This window comes from Marivirga tractuosa DSM 4126 (genome assembly GCF_000183425.1).
Taxonomy (GTDB): Bacteria; Bacteroidota; Bacteroidia; order Cytophagales; family Cyclobacteriaceae; genus Marivirga; species Marivirga tractuosa.
Genome location: NC_014759.1, coordinates 2,177,703 through 2,201,176 on the forward strand (window position 1 = coordinate 2,177,703; position 23,474 = coordinate 2,201,176).

Genomic DNA, 23,474 nt, shown 5'->3' on the forward strand with positions numbered 1-23,474 from the left:
TGAGATTCCCGCCTCTGCGGGGATGACGCCTAGAAAAATCTTAGAAGTCTTCGTCCAATGAGAATTTAGCTTTATCGCTATCTTCCTCTTTTTTCATTACACCAGCTTTTTGGTAATCCCCAACTCTTTTCTCGAAGAAGTTAGTTTTACCTTGTAATGAAATCATTTCCATAAAGTCGAATGGATTGCTTGATCCATATACTTTATCACATCTTAACTCTTGTAATAATCTATCTGCTACAAACTCGATATACTGACACATCAAATCTGCATTCATTCCAATCAATTTCACTGGTAAAGAATCGGTCACAAATTCTTTTTCAATTTCAACAGCATCTGTAATAATAGCTGTCACTTTTTCTTTCGATAATTTATTTACTAAATGATCATTGTAAAGCAAGCAAGCAAAATCACAATGCAATCCTTCGTCTCTTGAAATTAATTCATTGGAGAAAGTCAATCCTGGCATTAACCCTCTTTTCTTTAACCAGAAAATAGAACAGAAACTACCAGAGAAGAAAATACCTTCCACAGCAGCGAAGGCAATCAATCTTTCCGCATAATTTCCTTCATCAATCCAACGCAAAGCCCAGTCTGCCTTTTTCTTTACACAGTCCATCGTATCGATCGCATTGAAAAGCTTATCCTTTTCTTTATTGTCTTTAACGTAAGTGTCTATCAATAAAGAATAGGTCTCGGAGTGTACGTTTTCCATTGCAATTTGAAAGCCGTAGAAAAACTTGGCTTCGGTATATTGAACTTCAGCCACAAAATTTTCGGCTAGGTTTTCGTTTACGATTCCGTCACTTGCTGCAAAGAAAGCAAGCACGTGTTTAATAAAGTGTGTTTCGCCTTCCGTCAGATTTTCCCAGTCTTTTTGATCCTGGCTTAAATCGATTTCTTCAGCAGTCCAAAAACTAGCTTCTGCCATCTTATAGAATTCCCATATATCTTTATGTTGTATTGGGAATAAAACAAAGCGGTCTTTGTTCTCTTTCAAAATCGGTTCGTCTTGGAATGTGGTTACTTCACTCATCTTTGAAATATTTTTTTTTTGTTTCTTAATAAATTCTCAAAGAAAACAGGGTGGCAAAGGCTAATGAATTCTTACTAAAGCAGATAGAAAAAATTACGCAGTCAAAAATCTTTTTTCTCTTCCCTATTTTCTTGGCTGTGTTTACAAATATTAGCAACTCAACTGAAAAATCAAAGGGAGAAAAGTTACTGACAGAGAGCTGTGGATAAGTATATATATAACTTATTTTCAATTACTTACACGCTTTTATCTCAGCTTCACTTAGGGGTATTTCGAGCGTATTCAAACATTAAAAAAAGTTGCGAAAGTTTTCCACAAGCACAAGCAAATGAGCACTGAAAAAATTGGCCGTAAAGGCACTATATTACATCGCTAGTTATTATACAAAAGCCTCTCTTTCAGGTCCTCCGGCATAAATTCAATCTGCGGTTCATGCTGATTTAAGAAAAATGTTATTGGGCCGTAGTATGTATTGCTTGTTACGGGATCTTCGAATTTGCGGTACACTCCTTTCTTCATTTTATTGGATAAGGCTGCTGAAACAGAGCTCCTTACTTTTGATTTATTCAGGTCTGGCTCCTTTTCCATGATAAAATCTACCACTTCATTAGTTTTGACCAATTTCCGCTTAAAATCAATAAAATAGGCTATTTTCTTTGTCCAAGCCCATTGGTCATGATATGCATTAGTTTTCTGATGCAATAAATTTTGCGCTTCATTTTCCTGAAAAAGAGGCAAGTTTACCAAGTTAGAGAGGTGGCTATCGATCTCTTCAATCTCCGCCTTGAATTGATTGATTTTCATTTGCAAAGCTTTCTTTTTATCTCCTAAAGCTTTTATATATAGGTCAGTATATTTCTCAGGAATGTTTACCTTCATCTTTTAGAATATTTAGAGTGCTTAATAGTTTCAAAATAAAGCAATACAAGCGCACAAAGCAAGCGCTTCAAGCAATATATACAGCTTGAAAAAACTCCAGAGGCATTATGTTGCTGTTATCGCTCGCATTTGAAGGTATTTAAAGCAATATTACAATCGCTTATCAAATGTGCAGAACAGAAATTCATTAGATTTAGATGAGTAATACAATAGCTTTTGTAACTATAAATAAAATCACTATATTTGCATTCCTTTTGGGAAATAGTATACTTAATAAACAATTATTTCAATGTACGCAATTGTAAACATAGCCGGAAAGCAGTTCAAAGTAACGCAAGACCAGTTCGTATACGCTCCAAAGATGGAGGGTGAGGATGGCGCTTCCGTAGAGTTCGACAAAGTATTGTTAGTAGACAATGATGGAAAAGTCGAAGTTGGTGCACCTTTAGTAAAGGGCGCTAAGGTATCAGGGAAAATCCTTGGTCATGTAAAAGGCGATAAAGTAGTCGTTTTCAAAAAGAAAAGAAGAAAAGGCTACAAGAAAAGAAATGGACATCGTCAAGATTTCACAAAAGTTTTAATCGAAAAAATTACAAAATAATATAAACCATGGCACACAAAAAAGGAGTCGGTAGTTCCAAAAACGGTAGAGAATCGGAAAGTAAACGATTGGGTGTGAAAATATATGGTGGCCAAGCTGCAATTGCAGGAAACATATTGGTTCGTCAGCGTGGTACTGCTCATCACCCCGGAAATAATGTGGGTATGGGAAAAGATCACACATTATTTGCACTTACTGATGGAGTGGTTCAATTTAAAAGAGGCAAAAAAGATAGATCTTACGTTTCTGTTGAGCCTGTAAATTAAGAAACAACATTTAAAATATTTTTAAACCCATTGACTTTCTAGTTAATGGGTTTTTTTATTTATACTCCCACACAAAACCAAAATTGGCTCGCTTGCGTTTTTTAAAGATGCAAACTTACAGTTAAAGACTCTTTAATAAATCAAAGAGTCAGCAACAATATTACATACTAAAACCACAAGTCTCCCTACAGCTGTATTTATTTGCTTCCAAGTCTTCAAATAATTACTTATATTATAAAATAATACAATTGAGTAAAGTTTAATTCTACTGTTGAAATTAAAATTTCTATATATAGCCCTAATTATCTTATTGAGCTCTAAACTGATGGCACAATCAGAAAGCGACAGTTTAAGATCAAAATTGATTGCCGCAAAAGGTGAAGAGAGAATTAATATTTTACATTCCCTAATTTTTAAAACTTGGTTAAACTATCCAGATTCGGCTCTTAAATATGCCGAGCAAGCTTTACTTCTGTCTCAAAAGGTAGGTGATACAAAAAATATATCAAAATCCTTACGGCTTTTGGGAGGAACTTACAATTACAAAGGGGAATTTGAAACTTCACTAGAATACAACTTAAGAGCTCTTAAAATAGCAAATCAAATCAACGACTCCATCCTGATCCACAATGCATTAAACAATATCGGTTTTGTTTATATCAGTTTAGGAAATTATCAAAATGCATTAGAATATTTAGTGAGATCTTATGAATTAAAGCAAGAGTTAGGGGTGAATTATGGATTAGAACATACGTTAAATAATATTGGCTTAGTTTACGCACAAGCCAATATGTTTGATAGTGCTATTCATTATTTTAATAGAGGATTAAAAGTTGCCCAAGACAATGATGATTTCAACATAGTAATTTATTCACAAAACAATATGGGGAATCTACATCTAGCTCAAAAAAATTATGATAGAGCTGGAATGTACTTCAACTCCTCCCTGTCTCTAGTTGAAAGCTATGAAAACAAAAACTGGGAGTCCGTAGCCTTGCAAGGGATGGGGCAAGTTGCTATGGCACAAGGCAAATATGACTCAGCTGAATATTACTATAATCAATCATTAAGAATCAGAAAAGAGATAAGCGAACAAAAAGGCATAGCTGAAATCTATCTTCTAAAAGCAGAAGTTCTAATTTTAAAAGATGAAACTGATAAGGCATTAAACTTACTTAATCAATGTGATTCTATTGCCCAGAAAATTAAAGCGAAAGATTTGGTATTGGGAATTTATAGGGTTTGTGCCGAATTGTACAAAAAGAAAGGCAACACCCCCTTGTCAAATGAATATCTGGAAAAATTTATCTCCCTTAAAGACTCATTGTATCTTGACGCACTAGAAAGAAACCTATCTTTAATTCCTTTGAAACTTGAGGAAAATGAAAACAGAATGAAATTGCAGGAAAGTGAAATCGCCTTAAAAGAAAAAAGCTTTCAAAATTTAGTGTACATTTCCCTCCTTATCTTAGTCACTCCCTTTTCATTCCTGATGATATTGATTTATCAGCGAAATAAGAAGATCAACAGCACATTGAAGAAACAAAATGACAAGGTAGAAGCCCAAAAGGAAGAAATTGAAACTCAAAAAGAATACTTAGAAACCAATCTTAATGAATTAGAAAGAGCAAAAAATGTAATCAGCCAACAAAAAGATGAATTAGAAATTTTAAATCAACAATTAGCCGGAACAGTTGACAAACGGAATTACGAATTAAAAAAGGTAAATGAGAGATTGCGTACGACAAGCTTAGAATTAGATAATTTCATTTATAAGTCTTCTCACGATATCAAAGGGCCAATTGTTAGGTTGATGGGTATTTGTGATTTAGCTATGAAGGATGTAAACGATGCTAAAGCGCTAGAATACTTCAGCATGCTTGATAAAGCCGCTCTTAGGCTCAATGTGATAATTGAAGAGTTGAAATTGATAAGTGAATTAAACGACAAAGCTGTTGAGCATTCATTAATAGATTTCAAATCAATAGTTCAGGAATGTTTTAATGAAGTTGCTTACATTGAAAACATTAACGAATTTAATCTAGACATTAAAATTGAAGATCATTTAGTTTATTATTCGGATGAGGCATTGGTTCGCCTGATTATCTTCAATATGCTGCAAAATTCTTTACAGTTTATGAAAAGCGAGCAATCTAAAGATTACAAAATTGGATTTTATATCACCGATGACCCCAAAAATATACATATAAGCTTCAAACTTTTTGACCTAAAACTGTTAGATGCCGAAACTTCCAAACTTGTTAGTAGTTTTTCAAAAGCTCAAAGCAAGTTTGAAAACATCAGTATTGGGCTTTATACAGTCAAACAGTGTATTCAAAAATTATCGGGCAGTTTCAACATGATTCTAGAAGAAAAAGAGCATACTAAATTTGAAATTCAACTGCCAAAAAAATTGAATTCTATTTCGGAAAAAAGTCCATGATTATTCATCATCGCTTACATTAATTGACATATCACCTCCAAGTGAGGTGGAAATCCCTACTCTAACTCCCCATCCTCTATATTGGAAATCCTCATACTGAGTGGCTATTTCTATACGGAAAAGATTGATTATCCCTTCTACTGAATAGCCTAACTCTGAATAGTTTTTACTATCGGGAGTATACAAATAGTTGATAAAAACTCCTTCTTTCAATCCCATAAATCGGGTGGCTGGAATTTGAGTAATCATTAATTTTCTGAATCGGTGGAAAAGGAAATTCTGGACATAAAACTGATCCGTACTAAATCGGTAATAGTCCAATAGTCTAAAGGACTTCACAGGATCCGCTTGAGTGATGAAAGAACGATTACCCGGAAAATGAGCATAATCCATAAATCCTAATGCGTTATTATTTAAAAACCCTCCAACATTGGTATTTATATAAGTCCTGCCCTTTGCACCAAAATCAAACTCATCACGATAACCTAGCTCAAGCCTGTCAAAATCCACTTCACTTCCAGCCAAATTTTTAAATCCCTTAAAATATTCAAATGAAAAGCGAGTATCTCTAGTAAATTGTGGACGCCTGACATTGTTACGGATCACATATTTTACAAAGGGTTTATAATAAGCCTTGAAATTAGCAGTCAGTGCTTTCTGACCATCAAAGTCTTCAATGGGATTAATATTTACCGGAAAATTAGGAGTAAATTCTCTTTTCCAATCAACCGTTCGAAAATCAGCATTATTCAATAATCGATTTCGTTCTTCATATTCAATTTCACCTTCTATATCAAAACTGGCGGAAAATCTTCTTGTAAAATTTAATCTCAGGAAATCCTTTTCATAGATTTTCATGAAATTCTGTTCCCAAAGCGTAGTGAAACTGGTATTGATCAAAGGTTCAACAGCTGGTGCATTATTGAATTGCTCCACATATCGCCCAACCCTAAATGCAACTTCTCCCTTCTTATACTGATATTTTGCTAATAGTTTACCTGTCACCACATTTCGGGCAACTGAATAACGAAAGGTCGGTTTTATCAAGGCATAGGAACTCCAATTGAAATAACTTCTATCAATTTCATCATTTTCTCTAGTAGTATCATATCGAATTGGTAGTATTTTCTTTAGACCAATACTATAATCCATGTTTAGCCCTTCTACCGTATTATATTGAATATTAAGGATTGGATTATAAATTTTAAACCTCCATTGCTTCAAACTGTCCAAATAATAGCGTCCTCCTAGCAGGATATCCGTAATCTGGAAACTTGACTTTTTGACATTTGCAATAGAATCTTTTTCAGCCTTTTGATCTTGAATAATATTTAAACTATCAACCTTGGCATAACCTCTGGCTTCATCAGATGAAAGTGGTATGGGCCGTACTTGTGCCCAAAATGTTGAATCCTGATTGTATGCCCCTGAATCAACTTTAAAATTATAAACCCCAATAACATCTTGTTTAGCTAAAGAATCCTGTTGAGTCTTTTTATAATCCTTCATTATACCCGATAAATCTTCAGACTTTACTACTATTTCTTCTTCCTTTTTTGCTTCCTGAAGTTGAGAAACTTCTTCTAAAATATCTTCCTTCATTCTGCCTTGCTGATCATCATCCTTATCCAAAATTCTAAGCTTTTGCGGCAAAGCAGGGTTCAATTCAATGCTGTAATTGCTCATTGAAGCCAAGTACTTCCCTTTAAAACCAAATCCCATAGGGTCTCCATTAAAATCAAATTGGTGAGTTATGGGCATCCAAGCCAAATCATTGATCTTTTGATATACCTGCCGAATCCTAACTTTTATTCCAAGATCAATCTGCGCATTCAGGTCGACCCTAAATAAGGCCCAGTCTTCTTCCACTAATTGTATTTCTCCTTCAAATACATTTGGAGCTGGCACTTTAGGTATTACTTTTATCTTATTAATTAGATTATTCCCATCCATAAAAGCTCCCAAATGCTTAAATCGATAATATCGAAAAGCTTTGGATGAAAGCGGGGAAATAACGGAAGCAATTTCATCTTGATAAAAACTCCCCGCAATGAAACGCATAGGATTTGCATTGATATCTGTTTTTTTGGAGGCGTAAATAGAAACTACCTTTTCAGAAAACTGATTGGGCCTTCTGTAGCTTACTTCGCTTACAGATTCCGTAATAATGATTGTTTCTTCATCTATTCCTTCTCTTTTTAAAACACTCGTCATATAAAAAGGAATATCTACAACCTCTAGTTTCCCTTTTACATAGACCCGAGCTGAATAAGCATCAATTTGTTGGCGATGGTAACTACTTTTGGCTATGGCTTTTCGCATCATCCAGTTAGCAGGATCAGTTGCTTTGGCTGATGTAGTTACTTCATCTAATAACAGACTTTGTTTTGGAAGTACTACATCCAACTTTAAATTCTCATTGGCAACAGTAATTTTCTTTATGACCGTTTCATAACCAACAAATTTATATTGAAGCGTATAGTCGCCCGGCTTTAGCTGTAATTCGTAATATGCTTCTTGATTAGTGGAAGTTCCTGATCCCGTTTGCTCTACATAAATAGTAGCAAACGATAGGGCTTCACCATCATCTCCATACACAACACCTCTCACACCCTGAGCCTTAATTTGAAAGATAAAACAGATTAGTATACAGAGGGTAAGATATTTCTTCATAAAATGATGCAAATGTGGTTCAAGATATTAATTGTAAGGATGAAAGTTCAAGCCTAAAAGTTAAAAACTTATATATAAAGTTTCTTTCCTTTTATTCTATCTAAAACCGCATCAGGTACTAAATATTTCACAGAGCGATTATTTTTTATGGACTTTCTGATAAAGGTAGCAGAAATATCCATCATTGGAGCTTCTACAAAACGAACATTCTCATGCTCTTTCAATTCAGAATTTTTAGCATTTGGCCGTGGGTAAACCAACAAACCATAATCTCTCAATATGATATCGCTATTCTTCCACTTAGGAAAACTTTTCAAATTATCTTCTCCGATGATTAACTTAAAATTATGATTAGGATTTTGATCTGTTAAATATGCTAAAGTATCTGCCGTGTAGCTTGGTTTAGGCATATTGAATTCAATATCCGTAACTTTCATATGGAAATGATCACCTATAGCTGCTTGAACCAAGTCATATCGATCAAATTCGTGTGCCAGTGATTTCTGCTTTTTAAATGGGCTTTGGGGGGAAACAACAAACCAAACCTCATCTACATCAGGCTCCTCCAACATGGTGTTGGCAATAATTAAATGCCCCACATGAATTGGGTTAAATGAACCAAAAAATAGACCTACGTTTTTATTCATAATTTTATTTACCAATAAAACCAGCCACCATATCTTCTGCTTTTTTGAGAGAGGTTGGTAAATCCTCATTTACCAAAGTTACATCAAACTCCTTTTCAAAAGTCATTTCGAATTTAGCTTTATACATACGTTGAGACAAACTCGATGACGATTCAGAGTTACGCTTTTTCAATCTTTCTTCCAAAACTTCAAGTGAAGGTACTTTAACGAACACGGCTAATGCGTCATCTCCAAAATATTTCTTGAGTTTTAAACCGCCTTTTACATCCACATCAAAAATAACTGCTCTACCTGAATCCCAAATTCTTTGCACTTCTTCTTTTAAGGTACCATAAAAATTCCCTTCATAGACTTCCTCCCACTCTACAAATTCCTCTTTGTCTATGCGTTTTTTAAATTCTTCTGGGGTCAGGAAATAATAATCAACGCCATCAACCTCTGTTCTACCTCTTTTATCGCGTGTGCAAGCAGAAATAGAAAAACCTAGCTCAGGATGTTGATCTAATAAATGTTGGACTATAGTGGTTTTACCAGCTCCGGATGGTGCTGAGAAGATAATTGCTTTACCGTTATTCTTCATTTGATGGAAGCTGCTGTGTCAGAAATTTTATTTTGGATGGAGTTTACCAAATCCTTGGGAGTGCCGTTAGCTTTGACGTGGCTTTTGAGACTTTCTTTGATTACTTTACTCAATAAATACTCTTCTCTGCAACTTTCGCATTCTTCAAGATGCTTCATCAACTCCTGATGTTGCTCTTTTGTAGCTTGTCCATCAATTACTAGTTGTAATAATTCTGTACACGCTTGGTTTTGCTCAACTTCCATGGTTTGCTTTTTTATTAAAAAATTAGGCGATTACCTTTTTATTCCACAAATATGCCCAAAGTTTCTTTCACCTAAAAATCTCCTATAATTATTTTCGCTTATCCTTATAGCCTAAGGAACTAGCATATTGCTTAAGCTTCTCTTTCAATAAATTTCTGGCTCTGTGCAATCGACTTCTGACAGTTCCTATGGGGATATCCAATATCTTGGCCATCTCTTCATAAGTGAAGCCTTCCAAATCACACAAAATAATAACGGTTCTGAAATCGACATCAAGTGAATTAAGTGCATTTGTGATCTCATCCCCTATTAAATGCTGAACAGTTTCAACCCTAAGGTCTGTTGTAATATTTTCATTCACAGAATCAGAATTATAGAACGACTCCACTTCCTGATAATCGACCTTATTCGGCTGTTTACTTTTCTTCCTATAATTATTTATGAAGCTGTTCTTCAAGATTCGAAACAGCCAAGCTTTTGCATTGGTTCCCGTTTCAAAAGAATTGATGAATCTATAGGCTTTCATGAAGGTTTCTTGCACCAAATCTTTGGCATCGTCCTCATCCAAAGTTAACCTAAATGCGAAATTATACATCGCATCAACATGCGGCATAAATTCCTCATTAAATACTCTTTTCTTATCTTTGCTTTCGTATGACATACGCTCTCCCACAGACTAGTTTAATTACTGTATATAACCGAAAAATGGAGAGAAGGTTATACCTGTCAATTCTTAATTTTATATAAATTCTATTATGAATATTCTTATTCTTTGTGCACAGGGCGGTGTGGCTGGTTCTACTTACAGTATTTCCTATTTAGCTAAAGGGTTGGCTGATAGGAACCACAATGTTTTTTTAGGCTTGAAAAAGGACACTTTTCTGGATAGCTTAATCGAGGATTCTAAAGTTAAAAGAGTCTATTTGCCATTTAGAAGCAAAACGGATAAAATTACTAGGAACATAATCAAAGAATTAATTGAGAAAGAAAATATTCAAATCATTAATGCACAGTCTTCTAAAGACCGCTATGTTGGGCCATTGGTGAATTTCTTGTATGGTAAAAAAGTTAAAATAGTTCAAACAAGAAGACAAAACCCTAAGAAAATGATAGGGTTAAACAAATTTTTCCAAAATGTTTTCAATAATTACTTCTGCGATAAAGTAGTGGTGGTTAGTGAAGCTCTAAGGAAAATTTTTATTGAAAGAGGAATTCATCAAGATAAGCTTAAAGTGATCCATAATGGCACTCCAACTGATCAATATCAACCCAACTTAAAACTAAGAAAAAAACTACAAGAGGAATTAGGCTACACGGATGAGGATATTGTGATAGGCTGTGTGTCTCGATATAAGAATCAACCCCAACTAGTAAAAGCTCTTCAGTTTTTACCTAAAGAATGGAAAGTACTTTACGTTGGTTTGGACGAGGAAAATTACAGAAACAGATTTCCAAATGAACCAGACATCCACGATGTTCCTCAAGAAGTGAAGTGCTTAGGAATAGTCAATAATAAAGCTACTGTTATTCAATACTATACTCTGATGACCGTAAACGTATTACCCTCCACCATGGATGGCTTTGGATTAACTTTGGTAGAAAGTATGGCAATGGACACACCTGTGGTGGCGACAAATTATGCGGGGATACCTGATGTAGTACAACATGAAGAAAATGGATTGCTATATGAAAACGAAGATTACCAGGACTTTGCCCATCAAATAAAACGCTTAGTTGAAGATCAGGCTTTAAGACAAAACATTTTGGAAAATGGAAGAAAAACTGCCTTTGAAACTTTTTCGATAGAAAATACACTAAACAAACATGAGGACTTTTTTACGGGTTTAATCAAAAGCCATCTCGTCTAAATAAAAGCGATAAAAGCACATAATTTACAATTTTTTGTATCTATAATTCGAATGAATACCCTTACATTTGATTAAATTTACGCCTCTAATTTGGAATTGAGATGAATATATTATTTGCCGGCAAATCCGACTTCAACTATAATAGAGTTCAAGTTTTATTGAGCGGTTTAAAGAAAATACCCAATGTTAATATAGATTACTTCTCTATTCCAAAAAGAAGCAGCTTTGATAAAAACAAGTTTCAATTAAAGGCCGATTGGGCAGATTACATTTTTATTCCACCTTTCCGACATAAAGATGTTGGATTTATCAAAAATCATACTAAAACACCTGTCATTTTTGATCCTTTAATATCCAAATACTTAACCAAACTGGATTATGGTCATTTTTGGAAATTACCTATTAAATTCTTTCTAGATAAAATACCTTTCCAAAAAGCTGACGTTCTACTAACCGACACAAAGGCTCATAGAGAATACTTCATCAGAAAATTCAGTTTGAATCGTGACAAGGTGTATCATCTATATATAGGATCAGATACCGATCTGTTCTTTCCTGATGAAGAATCAAATGATAAAAAAAAGATTTTTACTGTAGGTTTTTACGGCAGTTTTGTACCCTTACAAGGGGTAAAAAAGATTATTGAGGCTGCCAACATCTTGAAAGATCATATTGACATCAAATTTGAACTTATTGGAGGTGGCTATACTTTCAAAAAGGCAAAACAAAAATCAGAAAAATACGGACTTTCTAACATTAGATTTCGAGGTAGAGTGGAATATAATGAATTAAATGAGATCATAAATTCTTTTGATGTTTGCCTTGGAATTTTCGGAGATTCAGAGAAAGCAAATTTAGTCATCCCTAATAAAATCTATCATTATGCTTCAATAGGGAAAACTATCATTACCCGAGAGAGTACTGCGATTAAAGAGATTTTTACCAACCGAGAGAATATTATACTTATCGAAAATACAGCAACTGATTTAGCAAATGCAATACTAAAAGCAAAAGAAAACAGCCTACTACTAAAAACATTAGGAACTAATGCCTATCAACTGATATTGAAAAGTTATAATTCTGTTCAAATTGCTAATCATCTCCTAAACATTATAGCTGAATTCGAAAAGTCCTCAAAAACTACTAAGTGAGGACTTTTATTTCTTATTCTCCTAATTGGTTGAAAACTGATATACCGAGCTTAAAATCTTTCCTTACGGCTATGCTGTCTCTCCCTAATCTTCTGATTAAATAGCCGTGATCCACAAAATAATTTTCAGCCTCTGCATATTCCAAATCTTTTAAAAGATCACTCTCAAAAACTACAACCTTTGGCTTAAATTTACTAAGGTCATATAATTTTATCACCTCATAATCAAATCCTTCTACGTCCACTTGCAATATATCTACTTCACCAATTTTGTATTTCGTTCTTAGAAATTCAAACGTCTTGACCTCTACTTTCAACTCATCAATATATTCCGCTCTTCGCTTCGGCACCTTCAAATTACGTTCTCTAGCGATTTCGTCTACACGCCCGCTATCTACTTTAGCTTGCAATGTTGGTTTATAAAAGCTCGTTAAACCAGTAGCCCATCTTTCCCTAGTAAAACTGATTTTATACATATCCATCAAGCTAATCTCTTCTCCAATAGCAATATTCTCCATCCAAATGCCTTCATCCCGCATATAAAGTGGGAACAGTTGATATCTAAACACATCCGGTTGCGGTTCTATCAAAAGTCCTTTCCATTTGTCTCGTTTTACAAATTTATGAATCGGATCATGATTGATACCATCATTTGCACCTACTTGTATCACATACACATCCTCCAGATTTTTGGAAACCTGATCGTAAAAATAGTCTAAGCTTCCTTTTTTTGGATTGAAAAAGTATTTGTAAAACACTCTGAAAATTATAGAATTTCGTGCTGACAATCTGAAAACGAACTTCTTATAAGCTTGTGTAAAATACTTTTTCATTCGAAAAATGATTATACAATTAATGAATATGCAATAATACTAAGAATCAGGTTTGAGAAAGAAGAATTAGATAACAACTGAAACCTACCTCACTTGTAGGTTGCATTGAAACAGTTAATTAACGATCAGTTCTTTGTAGAATTTGTCGTACTCTTCAACTGTTTTACTGGTGTGAAAAACCGTTTGAATTCTGTTTTGGGCAGCTTTTCCATACTTGCTAATGAGGTCAGGATTATAAATATATTTTTTCATCCCTTCCGCTAGTGACTTTGCATTTGCCTTTGGCACAACAATGCCCGACTCCCCTGAAATCACCAGTTTTCTATTGCCGGGAATATCAGTAATCAAAGGTGCTTTGCCTAAGCCCATGGCTTCAATTGCCGCTTTAGTTATGGACTCACCGTAAAGAGAGGCCAACACAAAAACATCGCAGTTATTCTCTACTTCCAGAATATCCTTTCTGAATCCCAAAATATGAATCTTATCCTTCACAGGACTGTCATTTATCAACTTCAGAAATTCAGGCCTATCCATATTCCTACCCGCCAAGAATAATTCAAAAGGAGCATCTTTGTCTAAATAATGAGTGGCTTTCAGTAAATATTTTACGCCCTTCATTTTTCGATCATTAGCAGTACAGATAAATTTCACATTGTCGGGCTTTTGTGTGTATCCAGATAAATCTGCCTTCTCCTCTACTTGATACCAGGAAATATCATGACCCTTATTAATGGTTTTAAAAATAATCCTGTTCCCAAAGTAATTCTTTAGGAACAGTTCTTCAATTGCCTTCACATTACAGATAACTGCATCAACAGTTTTGTTGAAATATTTAAAATAAATAAAAGGATCATACCACGCAATATTTCCAGTATAACCCCTATATAAAATCACTTTTACAGGAAGGCCTTTCGCAGCTGGAATTCCACTGAGATAAGCAAGGCTATTGTACATCTGCAGAACATCATATTTTCCTCTTACTAATTCCTCCCTTATGAAAGCAATACTTTCTTTATCGCGTTTCTTTTCGGGGTGAAATAGAATGACTTTTATCCCATGTTCTTCAAATCGTGGAATATATTCGGATTCCTTATAAGTCATTACGGTAATGTCATGCCCTTTTTTCGCTAAACCGATAAAAATTTCTGCTTCGGGCCTTACCGTAACAATTGATCTGAAATTGCTGATGACTAGTATCTTCACTTTAATCTATTTAAAACTGTAATAAATCTTTTTGAGTCGATTGACCTTCTTTTTTTACTAATTTAAGCTAGCTTCCCTTATTGAGGAGTTATGGTCTGCTCCAATTCGCAGAAAATTTTGCGTAAAAGTTTTCGAACTAAGTCCCCATTTCATAATAAACTGAATTCTTCCTGTATTTTTGCCTAATCTTTTGGTGGATTTAGAACCAAAATGATAAACCAGGCTTTCACCCTTACTTTTGAAAATTCTAACACCAGCCTCATAGATTTTTTTGGAAAAATCTGGATCTGAATACATCCCCGGGCTGTACTCTATGCTTAAGCCACCCTCCAAATCCCAAAGCTCGACTGGCATGATGTTAGGCGGCCAGGTACTACCACTCCAATCTTCTCTCACCAAATTTTTATATTCACTTAATAACTTCTCCTCCTTAAAATCATCAAATCCATTCCCATAATCCTGTTTAACAACACAAGAATTACCTGTGTCAGTTGGCTCAATTAAGGTTGCTGACAGCATGAACATTTTAGTATTCAAGGAATTAATTTCTTCATAAAGCACTTTATCCCATTCAGGCAAAACGTACATATCATCATTCAAATACAGCATATAATCTGCTTCAAACAAATTTCTGCAACTATTCAAGGCATAGCAACTTCCGACATTGGTAGGGCTAAACACATAATCAAGATCGTTTTGGGATTTCACCCATTCCAAAGTGTCATCTTTCCCTTCATTGATAAATACAATGATTTGATGATTTAAATTAGAATGATTGCGGATTGCTTTAATGCAGTTTTTTAAAATATCCCAATTATTCCATGTTGGAATAACAATAGAAAAGATGGGTGGATTGTCCTTTTTGTTGCTGTATGATTTAAAATTATCTAACATTCAATCTAATCAACTAGGTTTTTGATTTAATTTTTCGGCTCTTTCTAACTCCCAAAGTTTTATGATTTTTGAATAGGTTTCAACTGCCGTAAGTAAACAAATCGTCAAGCCTCTGATACCACCAAGAAAGCCATGCTTGAGAAAATAATCTCGGAAGAACCTCCAGAACGGTTTAAAAACCAACTTTAATATATTGAATCTTTTTCCTTTATCATGAGCTGCTTTAGCTGCTATTCCAGAAAAATAATTGATCTGTTTGATGTGTTCTTCTATTGTGTGGTAGGTGTAATGCAACAAGTCCCCTTTGAGAAACTCTTTACTATTAGTTGAAAGAACAATTTTATCATGAGGATTTGTACCTCCCCATTTGGCAAGCCTCCTGTCAAAAAGTCTTATTTTCTGGTCGGGATACCAACTTCCATGTGGAAAAAACTTGCCGCAATAAGAAGATAGCCGATTGAAATAATATGCATCATATTTCCAATCAGCTTTAATTTCTAAAATAGATTCGATAAGTTTTTGAGAAAGTTCTTCATCGGCATCTAAAGAAAGTATAAAATCATTGGATGCTTGCTGCAAAGCGAAGTTTTTTTGTTGAATGTGCCCTTCAAAAGGATTTGTTCTGAAATCACATCCGAATTCCTTGCAAATTTCCACCGTCCGATCGGAAGAAAAAGAATCCACAACAATTATTTCATCCGCAACTTTTACTAAAGAATTTAAACACCTCCTGATGTTTTTCTCTTCATTAAAAGTAATCACAACTGCGGATAATTTAATCTTCAAGGAATAGGCGTTTAAAAAATTAAAAAACCAACACCTTCTTCCTAGTTAAGAACTGTGGAATCAGTGTTGGTTAAAAAATATTAATATCTGTAATACTCTGGCTTAAATGGTCCTTCAACCTCTACACCAATATAATCTGCTTGGTCTTTACTTAAAGTATCTAGTTCAACTCCAATTTTAGACAAGTGCAAGGCCGCTACTTTTTCATCTAAGTGCTTAGGAAGCATATAAACAGCATTTTCATAATTATCTTTACGTGTCCACAATTCAATTTGAGCCAAAGTCTGGTTCGTAAATGAATTGGACATTACGAAAGAAGGGTGACCAGTCGCACAACCCAAGTTTACTAATCTTCCTTCAGCTAACAGAATGATTTGTTTACCGTTCTTCATAGTAATCAAATCTACTTGCGGCTTTATGTTATCCCACTCAGCATTTTTATGTAACCAGTCTACATCGATCTCATTGTCAAAATGACCAATGTTACAAACAATTGCCTTGTCTTTCATCGCTTCAAATAAATCAGAAGTAATGATATCCTTATTTCCAGTAGCTGTAACAATGATATCAGCTTCTTGCACTGCTTTTTTCATTGGTTTCACTTCAAAGCCATCCATTGCAGCCTGAAGCGCACAAATTGGATCAATCTCCGTAACAATAACTCTAACACCAGCACCTCTTAAAGAAGCAGCAGAACCTTTCCCTACATCACCATAACCACCAACAACGGCAACTTTACCAGCCATCATCACATCTGTAGCTCTTCTAATTGCATCTACCAATGATTCTTTACATCCGTACTTATTATCAAATTTAGATTTAGTAACTGAATCGTTAACATTGATAGCAGGCATTGGTAAGGTTCCTTTCTTCATACGCTCATATAATCTATGAACGCCAGTGGTAGTCTCCTCAGAAAGCCCGTTGATGCCATCTGCAAGTTCAGGATAGTTGTCTAGCACCATATTGGTTAAGTCACCACCATCATCCAAAATCATGTTCAATGGCTTCTTGTCTTCACCGAAGAAAAGTGTTTGTTCAATACACCAGTTGAATTCCTCTTCTGTCATTCCTTTCCAAGCATAAACAGGTATACCTGCAGCTGCAATAGCAGCAGCAGCTTGGTCTTGAGTTGAAAAGATGTTACAAGAACTCCATGTTACTTCAGCACCTAAAGCCACTAAAGTTTCAATCAAAACTGCAGTTTGGATAGTCATGTGCAAACAACCCGCAATTCTAGCACCTTTCAAAGGTTGCTCTTTTCCGTACTCTTCTCTTAATGCCATTAGGCCAGGCATTTCTGCCTCAGCAAGCGTAATTTCTTTTCTTCCCCAAGCAGCTAGGGAAATGTCTTTTACTTTGTAATTCTCTGTATCTGTCATTTTAACTTATTTTCTTCTTTCTAAATGCATTTAGCAACACAAAATTACCACATTAGTTTTAATAATTAAAGAGAGTATGTGTTTATTGAAAGAAAAGACTACTATTATGACAGCAAGCGGACTTCCTTGAAATGAAATTTTTTAATAATTCCACTTTCATCTTCGATTTCCAGTACCCCATCGGGGTAAACTTTACGAATAATCCCATTGAATTTCCCGCTGGCATCTTCATAAAAAGCCACCTTATCTTTAAGATATAAGTTTGATTCGTACAGCTGATGAATGAATCGAAAATCCCCGCTTCTTAAAATTAAATAGTAATGTTCTAATCTCTGAACAATATCTAACAGGATCTTGTCTAAATTAAAATTCTTATCAAATTGCTGTGCTAAAGATGTTGCCGTTGGAAGAATATTTTCCATTTGATTAACATTCAATCCAATCCCGACAATACTTTCAGAAATTCCATTTTGATTGATGGAATTTTCAATTAATATCCCCGCTACTTTTTTCTTATTTACGATAAGATCATTAGGCCATTTAACAAAAACTTTTACTTCATCGGAAAGGCTTTTCACAACATCCAAAAGCGCCAAAGAGACCATTCTATTGAGTTCAAATTGCTGCGCTGCTTTTAGGAATTGTGGTTTAAGAAAAATTGAAAAAGTTAAATTTTCTCCATCAGGAGAATTCCACTGATTACCTCTTTGCCCTTTCCCTTTAGTTTGGTGTTTTGTAATGATAATTGCACCTTCGTAAAGCTGATTTTTGGCAGACATTTGTGCCATCAAATCATTGGTGGAATGACAGCTTGGCAGGGAAATGAATTGTTTCCCCATAAATAAGGTATTGGCAAAGATTTTATGCAATATTATTTCGTAGTTTTACAGCAAAGAAACATCTTAGATTTGAAACCAAAAAATATTTAATGAAATGAGCATGAATCTAGAGTCCCTAAATTTACTAATCAAGGGATAGGTTGCCTGCCTATGACAGGAATAGATTTATGGGAATTCCATGTAGCCGTAAAAAACCATGATATACACATGAATTCAGAAGCTTTAAGTAATATAGTAGTGAAGGGAATGCAGGAGAGAAAAGCTCAAGACATCACCATTTTGGATTTAACCGCAGTGAAAAATGCAGTAGCTGACTACTTCGTGATTTGTTCAGCAACTTCCGACACTCAAGCAGATTCCATATCTGAATCCATTGAAAAATTTGTGCATAAAGAAGCAAATGAAAAACCATGGATGACTGAGGGAAAAAATAATAAGGAGTGGATTCTGATTGATTTTGCAAATGTTGTTGCCCATGTCTTCAAAAATGACAAAAGAGATCATTATAATCTGGAAAGTCTATGGGGCGATGCCAAAATCATAGAGGTAGAAAGTGTTTAAAAATTTATCATAAACATAATGCTAAATGCTAACGTTATGCTAGCAGCATTGTAATAGTTAAAAGTAATGGCAGAAAAACCAAAAGATAACAAAAGAAAAAAAATCATACCAAAACCACCACAAAAGCCAAATTACCAAATTTGGGTAATTATTATTTTGATTTCAGTGGTGTTTGGTATTTCATTATTCAGTGGCAGTAGCAATGCCATTAAAATCTCAGAAAAGAGATTTGAGAGAATGTATTTAAGTAATGACGTTAAAAAAGTGTTGTTACTCAAAAACCAAGGCCTCGTTGAAGTGTATCTAAAAGAAGATGCCCTTCAAAATTCCAAATACATTCAAGAGCTAGAAAACAGCAACCCTTGGAATTATCAGCAAGGACCTCATTATCAATTTGAAATTCCTAGCTTAGATATTTTTGATAAAAACTACTCTGAACTTGAAAGCCAAGTTCCCGAAGGAGATAGAATTGGTTATGAAGTCGAAGAACGTACGCAATGGTCAGAAATGTTTTGGAGCTATGGCTTCTTGATATTCCTATTATTTGGTGTTTGGTTCTTAATGAGAAGAATGTCTGGACAAGGCGGTCCTGGCGGTCAAATTTTCAACATCGGAAAATCCAAAGCAGCTTTATTTGACGCAGAGAATAAAGTAAAGATTACTTTTAAGGATGTTGCAGGATTAGATGAAGCAAAAGAGGAAGTAGCAGAAATAGTAGAATTCTTAAAGAATCCTTCTAAGTTCACTACATTGGGTGGTAAAATCCCTAAAGGCGCATTATTAGTAGGCCCTCCAGGTACTGGTAAGACATTATTAGCAAAAGCCGTGGCTGGTGAAGCTGAAGTACCTTTTTTCTCATTGTCAGGTTCCGATTTCGTTGAAATGTTTGTGGGTGTTGGTGCGGCCAGAGTAAGAGATTTATTTAAACAAGCAAAGGAAAAAGCTCCGTGCATTGTCTTTATTGATGAGATTGACGCAATAGGTCGTTCTAGAGGTGGCGGAAGAATGCCAGGTTCAAATGACGAAAGAGAAAACACATTGAACTCTCTTTTAGTGGAGATGGACGGTTTCTCAACTGATTCTGGAGTAATCATTTTAGCAGCTACCAACCGACCCGATGTGTTGGATTCAGCATTAATGAGACCTGGTAGATTTGATAGACAAGTGAGTATTGACAAACCAGACATCATTGGTAGAGAGGCCATCTTCAAGGTGCATTTAGGCCCTTTAAAAGTTAGCAAGGAATTAGATGCTAAAAAATTAGCAGCTCAAACACCAGGCTTTGCTGGTGCAGAAATTGCCAATGTTTGTAATGAAGCTGCATTGATAGCTGCCAGAAGAAATAAGAAGGCAGTAGATATGGATGATTTTCAGGATGCAATCGATAGAGTAATCGGTGGTCTTGAAAAGAAAAATAAAATCATATCTCCTGATGAGAAGAAAATTGTTGCCTATCACGAAGCTGGTCATGCAGTGGCTGGTTGGTTTTTAGAACATGCAGATCCATTGGTAAAAGTCAGTATTGTCCCAAGAGGTATTGCAGCATTAGGGTATGCACAGTATCTACCTAAGGAGCAATTTTTACATCAAACAGAACAGCTTTTTGATGAAATGTGTATGGCTCTTGGTGGCCGTGCAGCTGAGGAAATCGTCTTCGGTAAAATTTCTACAGGTGCATTAAGCGATTTGGAAAGAATTACCAAAATGGCCTATAGCATGGTAAGTGTTTATGGTATGAATGAAAAAATTGGAAATGTTTCCTTTTATGATTCTAAAGATGGTGGAGATTATAAATTCACTAAACCATATTCAGAAGATACTGCAAAAGTAATTGATGAGGAAGTGAACAAATTGATTGCTAAAGCTTATGTAACTACTAAAAAGCTCTTAACAGAGAAAAGAGATAAGTTAGAAATATTAGCTCAGCAACTATTAGAAAAAGAAATCATCTTCCAGTCTGATTTGGAGAAACTTATAGGCAAACGCCCTTTTGAGCAGCAAACAACTTATGAAGCTTACACCAATGGTAAGAAGCAAGACGAGTTAAAAAAAGAGAAAGAAAAGAAAGAAAAGAAGGAAAAAGAAGAGGAATCAGTTGCTGAAACAGAAGCAAAATCTGATAAGCCATCTTCTGATGAAGCTGCAGATAAAGAAGACAAAAAAGAAGATTAAGAAAACGCTAAGTTTAAATTTAATAGCCCTGCAAGTCAATATTTGTAGGGCTATTTTTTTGTACTGATAGATTTCATCTTGCTTGCTAAGCGTTGGCTAATTTCTAAGGGAACAGATTCGGTTTCAACCATCTCCCCAGCATGATTAGTCAACACATAAAATGGAAAGTCTCGAATCTTCAGCGCTTTTCTATATTTACTAACCCTAAATGCTCTTGATTGCTCTGGTAATAAATGAAAGCCGTCTACCCTATTTTGATAAATAAATGATTTTGTTTTTTCTGGAGCTTCATATGCATCTATGCAAATGTGCACAAAATTAAATTTTTCCTTAAAGTCTTCCTTTAAACCGCTTAAAAGACTGAATTCTGTTTCCATTTTTTTATCCCAACTAGACCAAAACACTAATAAGTGCATTTTTTCAGATGAATCCCTAGCGAAATAACTTTCCATTGACGCATCGATGTCAATGCCAAATAGGAAATCTATTTGTGGGGAATTTGATAAATTCTTGACAGCTTTATTTTGCATCAAAGCCTCAACCAGAACTTTCTCTCTTTCACTTAAAGCTGTTGCAAACAACTCAAAATTCTCTTTAAGATCATTTAGTGATAAGCCAACATTGAAGAAATGATGGAAAACTAAGAATTTTGATTGAGGATCAGGAAAATCAGTTTCTATTTCAGATTGGATTTCTTTTTTATTGAAACCTTTGAAAGAATTAGTATGGTAATATTGGTAGTATAATTTGTATAGCAATTGCCAATAGTTAGCATATTCGGGAATATAGTGAATTAGGTTTTCATCAAATTGATAACTGAATGACTCTACAGCAAAATTGTATAGACGCTTGGCGGAACGACTATCCCAAACAATTGTGCTAAATGAATTTTCATATCGATGCTGCTCATTAGTTTCCGCTAGATTATTTAAACTATCCAAAGCATTCGAATAGTAACTATCAATTTCATGTACTTTTTTTATACGCTCAAGTTTTGAATCAATTTTTCCAGAGAGCCAATTACTTTTGGATATTAGCACATAATTAGTAGTGCTTGTTTCAGCATCTTCTAAATTCACATTTGTATTTAAAGTTAGGTCTTCAACCCATAAATAGTATTCCTTAGAATTAAATATTACGGAGTAAAAATGAAAATCCGTTTCTGTTAACTGAAAAATGGTAGCACTAGGGTATTGAAATGTGGGCGTATAAGCTAAATGGCTTGGGTATACTGCATCTCGTAACTTTACTTCGATTGTTTCATTATGGAGAAATGTAAGGGTGCCTGCAGAAATCTCCTTAAAAGAACTCAAACCAATAATTGTCACAAAAATTAATCTTAGCACCATAATATTTATATTATACTAAGCAAAAATATAAATATTAGTCAGTATTATTCAGAAATACCTCAATTTCTAATGTTTAATTTACTGGAGTACTAAATAACTTTTTATAAATAGGTTTTCGATATGCAAACTGAAGCCATAAAACAGGATATAGGATAAAGTCCATCAATTTGAATGGAGATTTGAACTCGATATCATCAATAATAAATGACCTATTTTCTTGTGCTTTCTCTACTATATGATGATGTTTCCAATATTTTAGAAAAAAGGGTAATTGAGTGCCTTCATCAATAAACTCAAAAACGCTTTCGGAAGTACGATCAAAAGTGATTTCGCTTATCCAGTCTTGTTTAAAAAAGATAAAGTTCAATTCTAAATGGACTTTATCTCCTTTTTCACACCCACCAAATTCTTTCAATTTAACAGGAGGAAACGGTGGATTCAATGATAAAAACAACTTTGCATCAAATCCATTTTTCACGGATAAATAATCTTGCTTAACTTCTGTCTTAAGTTTTAACTTCATGAAAAGATAATAGAAACAAGGGTAAAATGTTTTCTTTTACTCCTTATATTTTGAGCCGTATCTATGCGTAAACATCTCATCGCTCCCTAATCGCAACTCAAATATTTTATCATACTCTTTTTCATTGATTTTTTCTTGCGGACGATCAAATCCTAAAGCTTCAATTTGTTCAAGTATAGTGTTGCTATGCCCAATCACTAAGATGGTATCTGCTTTCATATTTTTCAATTGATTGGCAAATCCTTCAAAATCCATTGCCTGGTATATTGATAGATCCAGACCTTGTTGCTCAATTAAGGGCTTTGCAGTCTCGCGCATTCTAACGTAATCAGTCGAAAATACTGTGTCGATACTAATATCCTTAAACCAGCTTGCTAAGTCCACAGACCTAATCACACCATCTGTAGTTAAGGGAGGATCATTTTTTGGGAAAGCATCCTTCTCAGCATGGCGAACCATATAGACCACCTTTTTTTCATTTTCATTTGAACATGAAACTGCCATAAAGGCCACTAAAACAATTGCAACTAAAATTCTCATCGGA

Annotated in this window: 23 protein-coding genes; 7 read left to right on the top strand and 16 right to left on the bottom strand. The window is 34.7% G+C overall.

Going from position 1 to position 23,474, the window contains the following annotated elements:
* Positions 1-40 precede the first annotated feature (40 nt).
* On the bottom strand, positions 41-1,036 hold the full coding sequence (locus tag FTRAC_RS09115; RefSeq protein WP_013453946.1) for a ribonucleoside-diphosphate reductase small subunit: 996 nt from the start codon (positions 1,034-1,036) through the stop codon (positions 41-43).
* Between the two features lie 372 nt (positions 1,037-1,408).
* On the bottom strand, positions 1,409-1,915 hold the full coding sequence (locus FTRAC_RS09120; protein ID WP_013453947.1) for a hypothetical protein: 507 nt from the start codon (positions 1,913-1,915) through the stop codon (positions 1,409-1,411).
* Between the two features lie 289 nt (positions 1,916-2,204).
* Between FTRAC_RS09120 and rplU the strand changes: the two genes are divergently transcribed.
* The 3 genes from rplU to FTRAC_RS09135 all read left to right on the top strand — a co-directional run bounded on the left by rplU (position 2,205) and on the right by FTRAC_RS09135 (position 5,225).
* On the top strand, positions 2,205-2,516 hold the full coding sequence (gene rplU, locus FTRAC_RS09125) for a 50S ribosomal protein L21 (protein WP_013453948.1): 312 nt from the start codon (positions 2,205-2,207) through the stop codon (positions 2,514-2,516).
* Between the two features lie 8 nt (positions 2,517-2,524).
* Entirely contained in the window at positions 2,525-2,782 is a 258-nt protein-coding gene (gene rpmA / locus FTRAC_RS09130) for a 50S ribosomal protein L27 (protein WP_013453949.1), read from the top strand.
* Positions 2,783-3,107: 325 nt separating this feature from the next.
* Positions 3,108-5,225: a tetratricopeptide repeat-containing sensor histidine kinase gene (locus FTRAC_RS09135; protein ID WP_041649663.1), complete on the top strand. Its 2,118-nt coding sequence runs from the start codon at positions 3,108-3,110 to the stop codon at positions 5,223-5,225.
* Here the strand turns inward: FTRAC_RS09135 and FTRAC_RS09140 are convergent, their stop codons facing one another.
* From FTRAC_RS09140 to FTRAC_RS09160, 5 genes are all read right to left on the bottom strand, one after another.
* Complete coding sequence (locus FTRAC_RS09140; RefSeq protein ID WP_013453951.1) at positions 5,226-7,898, bottom strand: DUF5686 and carboxypeptidase regulatory-like domain-containing protein; 2,673 nt, start codon at positions 7,896-7,898, stop codon at positions 5,226-5,228.
* 68 nt (positions 7,899-7,966) lie between these two features.
* Positions 7,967-8,545 (bottom strand): nicotinate (nicotinamide) nucleotide adenylyltransferase, encoded by a 579-nt coding sequence (gene nadD / locus FTRAC_RS09145; protein WP_013453952.1) that lies wholly within the window; start codon positions 8,543-8,545, stop codon positions 7,967-7,969.
* Positions 8,546-8,549: 4 nt separating this feature from the next.
* Positions 8,550-9,125 (bottom strand): guanylate kinase, encoded by a 576-nt coding sequence (gene gmk / locus FTRAC_RS09150; protein WP_013453953.1) that lies wholly within the window; start codon positions 9,123-9,125, stop codon positions 8,550-8,552.
* Positions 9,122-9,370, bottom strand: a complete 249-nt coding sequence (locus FTRAC_RS09155) for an anti-sigma factor family protein (protein WP_013453954.1) — start codon at positions 9,368-9,370, stop codon at positions 9,122-9,124. The genes gmk and FTRAC_RS09155 overlap by 4 nt, the downstream gene beginning before the upstream one ends.
* Before the next feature lie 88 nt (positions 9,371-9,458).
* Positions 9,459-10,031, bottom strand: a complete 573-nt coding sequence (locus tag FTRAC_RS09160; RefSeq protein WP_013453955.1) for a sigma-70 family RNA polymerase sigma factor — start codon at positions 10,029-10,031, stop codon at positions 9,459-9,461.
* A gap of 94 nt (positions 10,032-10,125) precedes the next feature.
* Here FTRAC_RS09160 and FTRAC_RS09165 point away from each other — a divergent pair, with 94 nt between their 5' ends.
* Together FTRAC_RS09165 and FTRAC_RS09170 are read left to right on the top strand one after the other, a co-directional pair.
* Complete coding sequence (locus FTRAC_RS09165; RefSeq protein WP_013453956.1) at positions 10,126-11,238, top strand: glycosyltransferase family 4 protein; 1,113 nt, start codon at positions 10,126-10,128, stop codon at positions 11,236-11,238.
* A gap of 101 nt (positions 11,239-11,339) precedes the next feature.
* On the top strand, positions 11,340-12,389 hold the full coding sequence (locus FTRAC_RS09170) for a glycosyltransferase (protein WP_013453957.1): 1,050 nt from the start codon (positions 11,340-11,342) through the stop codon (positions 12,387-12,389).
* A 13-nt stretch (positions 12,390-12,402) separates the two neighbouring features.
* Here FTRAC_RS09170 and FTRAC_RS09175 read toward each other — a convergent pair whose 3' ends face one another.
* From FTRAC_RS09175 to FTRAC_RS09200, 6 genes are all read right to left on the bottom strand, one after another.
* On the bottom strand, positions 12,403-13,221 hold the full coding sequence (locus FTRAC_RS09175) for an FkbM family methyltransferase (RefSeq protein WP_013453958.1): 819 nt from the start codon (positions 13,219-13,221) through the stop codon (positions 12,403-12,405).
* Positions 13,222-13,335: 114 nt separating this feature from the next.
* Complete coding sequence (locus FTRAC_RS09180) at positions 13,336-14,424, bottom strand: glycosyltransferase family 4 protein (protein WP_013453959.1); 1,089 nt, start codon at positions 14,422-14,424, stop codon at positions 13,336-13,338.
* A gap of 57 nt (positions 14,425-14,481) precedes the next feature.
* Positions 14,482-15,318: a glycosyltransferase family 2 protein gene (locus tag FTRAC_RS09185; RefSeq protein ID WP_013453960.1), complete on the bottom strand. Its 837-nt coding sequence runs from the start codon at positions 15,316-15,318 to the stop codon at positions 14,482-14,484.
* A 9-nt stretch (positions 15,319-15,327) separates the two neighbouring features.
* Positions 15,328-16,104 (bottom strand): glycosyltransferase family 2 protein, encoded by a 777-nt coding sequence (locus tag FTRAC_RS09190; protein ID WP_013453961.1) that lies wholly within the window; start codon positions 16,102-16,104, stop codon positions 15,328-15,330.
* A gap of 80 nt (positions 16,105-16,184) precedes the next feature.
* Positions 16,185-17,486, bottom strand: a complete 1,302-nt coding sequence (gene ahcY, locus FTRAC_RS09195) for an adenosylhomocysteinase (protein ID WP_013453962.1) — start codon at positions 17,484-17,486, stop codon at positions 16,185-16,187.
* Positions 17,487-17,590: 104 nt separating this feature from the next.
* Positions 17,591-18,325, bottom strand: a complete 735-nt coding sequence (locus FTRAC_RS09200) for a biotin--[acetyl-CoA-carboxylase] ligase (protein ID WP_013453963.1) — start codon at positions 18,323-18,325, stop codon at positions 17,591-17,593.
* Between the two features lie 150 nt (positions 18,326-18,475).
* Here FTRAC_RS09200 and rsfS point away from each other — a divergent pair, with 150 nt between their 5' ends.
* Together rsfS and ftsH are read left to right on the top strand one after the other, a co-directional pair.
* Entirely contained in the window at positions 18,476-18,886 is a 411-nt protein-coding gene (gene rsfS, locus FTRAC_RS09205) for a ribosome silencing factor (protein ID WP_013453964.1), read from the top strand.
* Positions 18,887-18,952: 66 nt separating this feature from the next.
* Positions 18,953-21,058 carry an ATP-dependent zinc metalloprotease FtsH gene (ftsH, locus tag FTRAC_RS09210; protein ID WP_013453965.1) on the top strand — a complete coding sequence of 702 codons (2,106 nt, stop codon included), beginning with the start codon at positions 18,953-18,955 and terminating at the stop codon, positions 21,056-21,058.
* 50 nt (positions 21,059-21,108) lie between these two features.
* On the opposite strand, the gene FTRAC_RS09215 is transcribed toward ftsH, so the two are convergent.
* The 3 genes from FTRAC_RS09215 to FTRAC_RS09225 form a co-directional block, all read right to left on the bottom strand.
* Positions 21,109-22,407, bottom strand: a complete 1,299-nt coding sequence (locus FTRAC_RS09215) for a thioredoxin-like domain-containing protein (RefSeq protein WP_013453966.1) — start codon at positions 22,405-22,407, stop codon at positions 21,109-21,111.
* Between the two features lie 73 nt (positions 22,408-22,480).
* Positions 22,481-22,930 (bottom strand): SRPBCC family protein, encoded by a 450-nt coding sequence (locus FTRAC_RS09220; RefSeq protein ID WP_013453967.1) that lies wholly within the window; start codon positions 22,928-22,930, stop codon positions 22,481-22,483.
* A 36-nt stretch (positions 22,931-22,966) separates the two neighbouring features.
* A complete protein-coding gene (locus tag FTRAC_RS09225; RefSeq protein WP_013453968.1) occupies positions 22,967-23,470 on the bottom strand; it encodes a histidine phosphatase family protein in 504 nt (167 codons plus the stop codon).
* Between the last annotated feature and the right edge of the window lie 4 nt (positions 23,471-23,474).

What these genes read in the sequence shown, in the direction of transcription:
- nadD (WP_013453952.1), bottom strand. Translation starts at nt 8,545, where the DNA reads ATGAATAAAAACGTAGGTCTATTTTTTGGTTCATTTAACCCAATTCAT.
- FTRAC_RS09155 (WP_013453954.1), bottom strand. Translation starts at nt 9,370, where the DNA reads ATGGAAGTTGAGCAAAACCAAGCGTGTACAGAATTATTACAACTAGTA.
- rplU (WP_013453948.1), top strand. Translation starts at nt 2,205, where the DNA reads ATGTACGCAATTGTAAACATAGCCGGAAAGCAGTTCAAAGTAACGCAA.
- FTRAC_RS09170 (WP_013453957.1), top strand. Translation starts at nt 11,340, where the DNA reads ATGAATATATTATTTGCCGGCAAATCCGACTTCAACTATAATAGAGTT.
- FTRAC_RS09225 (WP_013453968.1), bottom strand. Translation starts at nt 23,470, where the DNA reads ATGAGAATTTTAGTTGCAATTGTTTTAGTGGCCTTTATGGCAGTTTCA.
- rpmA (WP_013453949.1), top strand. Translation starts at nt 2,525, where the DNA reads ATGGCACACAAAAAAGGAGTCGGTAGTTCCAAAAACGGTAGAGAATCG.
- FTRAC_RS09115 (WP_013453946.1), bottom strand. Translation starts at nt 1,036, where the DNA reads ATGAGTGAAGTAACCACATTCCAAGACGAACCGATTTTGAAAGAGAAC.
- FTRAC_RS09175 (WP_013453958.1), bottom strand. Translation starts at nt 13,221, where the DNA reads ATGAAAAAGTATTTTACACAAGCTTATAAGAAGTTCGTTTTCAGATTG.
- ahcY (WP_013453962.1), bottom strand. Translation starts at nt 17,486, where the DNA reads ATGACAGATACAGAGAATTACAAAGTAAAAGACATTTCCCTAGCTGCT.
- FTRAC_RS09185 (WP_013453960.1), bottom strand. Translation starts at nt 15,318, where the DNA reads ATGTTAGATAATTTTAAATCATACAGCAACAAAAAGGACAATCCACCC.
- FTRAC_RS09120 (WP_013453947.1), bottom strand. Translation starts at nt 1,915, where the DNA reads ATGAAGGTAAACATTCCTGAGAAATATACTGACCTATATATAAAAGCT.
- FTRAC_RS09215 (WP_013453966.1), bottom strand. Translation starts at nt 22,407, where the DNA reads ATGGTGCTAAGATTAATTTTTGTGACAATTATTGGTTTGAGTTCTTTT.
- ftsH (WP_013453965.1), top strand. Translation starts at nt 18,953, where the DNA reads ATGGCAGAAAAACCAAAAGATAACAAAAGAAAAAAAATCATACCAAAA.
- FTRAC_RS09140 (WP_013453951.1), bottom strand. Translation starts at nt 7,898, where the DNA reads ATGAAGAAATATCTTACCCTCTGTATACTAATCTGTTTTATCTTTCAA.
- FTRAC_RS09160 (WP_013453955.1), bottom strand. Translation starts at nt 10,031, where the DNA reads ATGTCATACGAAAGCAAAGATAAGAAAAGAGTATTTAATGAGGAATTT.
- rsfS (WP_013453964.1), top strand. Translation starts at nt 18,476, where the DNA reads ATGACAGGAATAGATTTATGGGAATTCCATGTAGCCGTAAAAAACCAT.
- FTRAC_RS09220 (WP_013453967.1), bottom strand. Translation starts at nt 22,930, where the DNA reads ATGAAGTTAAAACTTAAGACAGAAGTTAAGCAAGATTATTTATCCGTG.
- FTRAC_RS09200 (WP_013453963.1), bottom strand. Translation starts at nt 18,325, where the DNA reads ATGGGGAAACAATTCATTTCCCTGCCAAGCTGTCATTCCACCAATGAT.
- FTRAC_RS09165 (WP_013453956.1), top strand. Translation starts at nt 10,126, where the DNA reads ATGAATATTCTTATTCTTTGTGCACAGGGCGGTGTGGCTGGTTCTACT.
- gmk (WP_013453953.1), bottom strand. Translation starts at nt 9,125, where the DNA reads ATGAAGAATAACGGTAAAGCAATTATCTTCTCAGCACCATCCGGAGCT.
- FTRAC_RS09135 (WP_041649663.1), top strand. Translation starts at nt 3,108, where the DNA reads ATGGCACAATCAGAAAGCGACAGTTTAAGATCAAAATTGATTGCCGCA.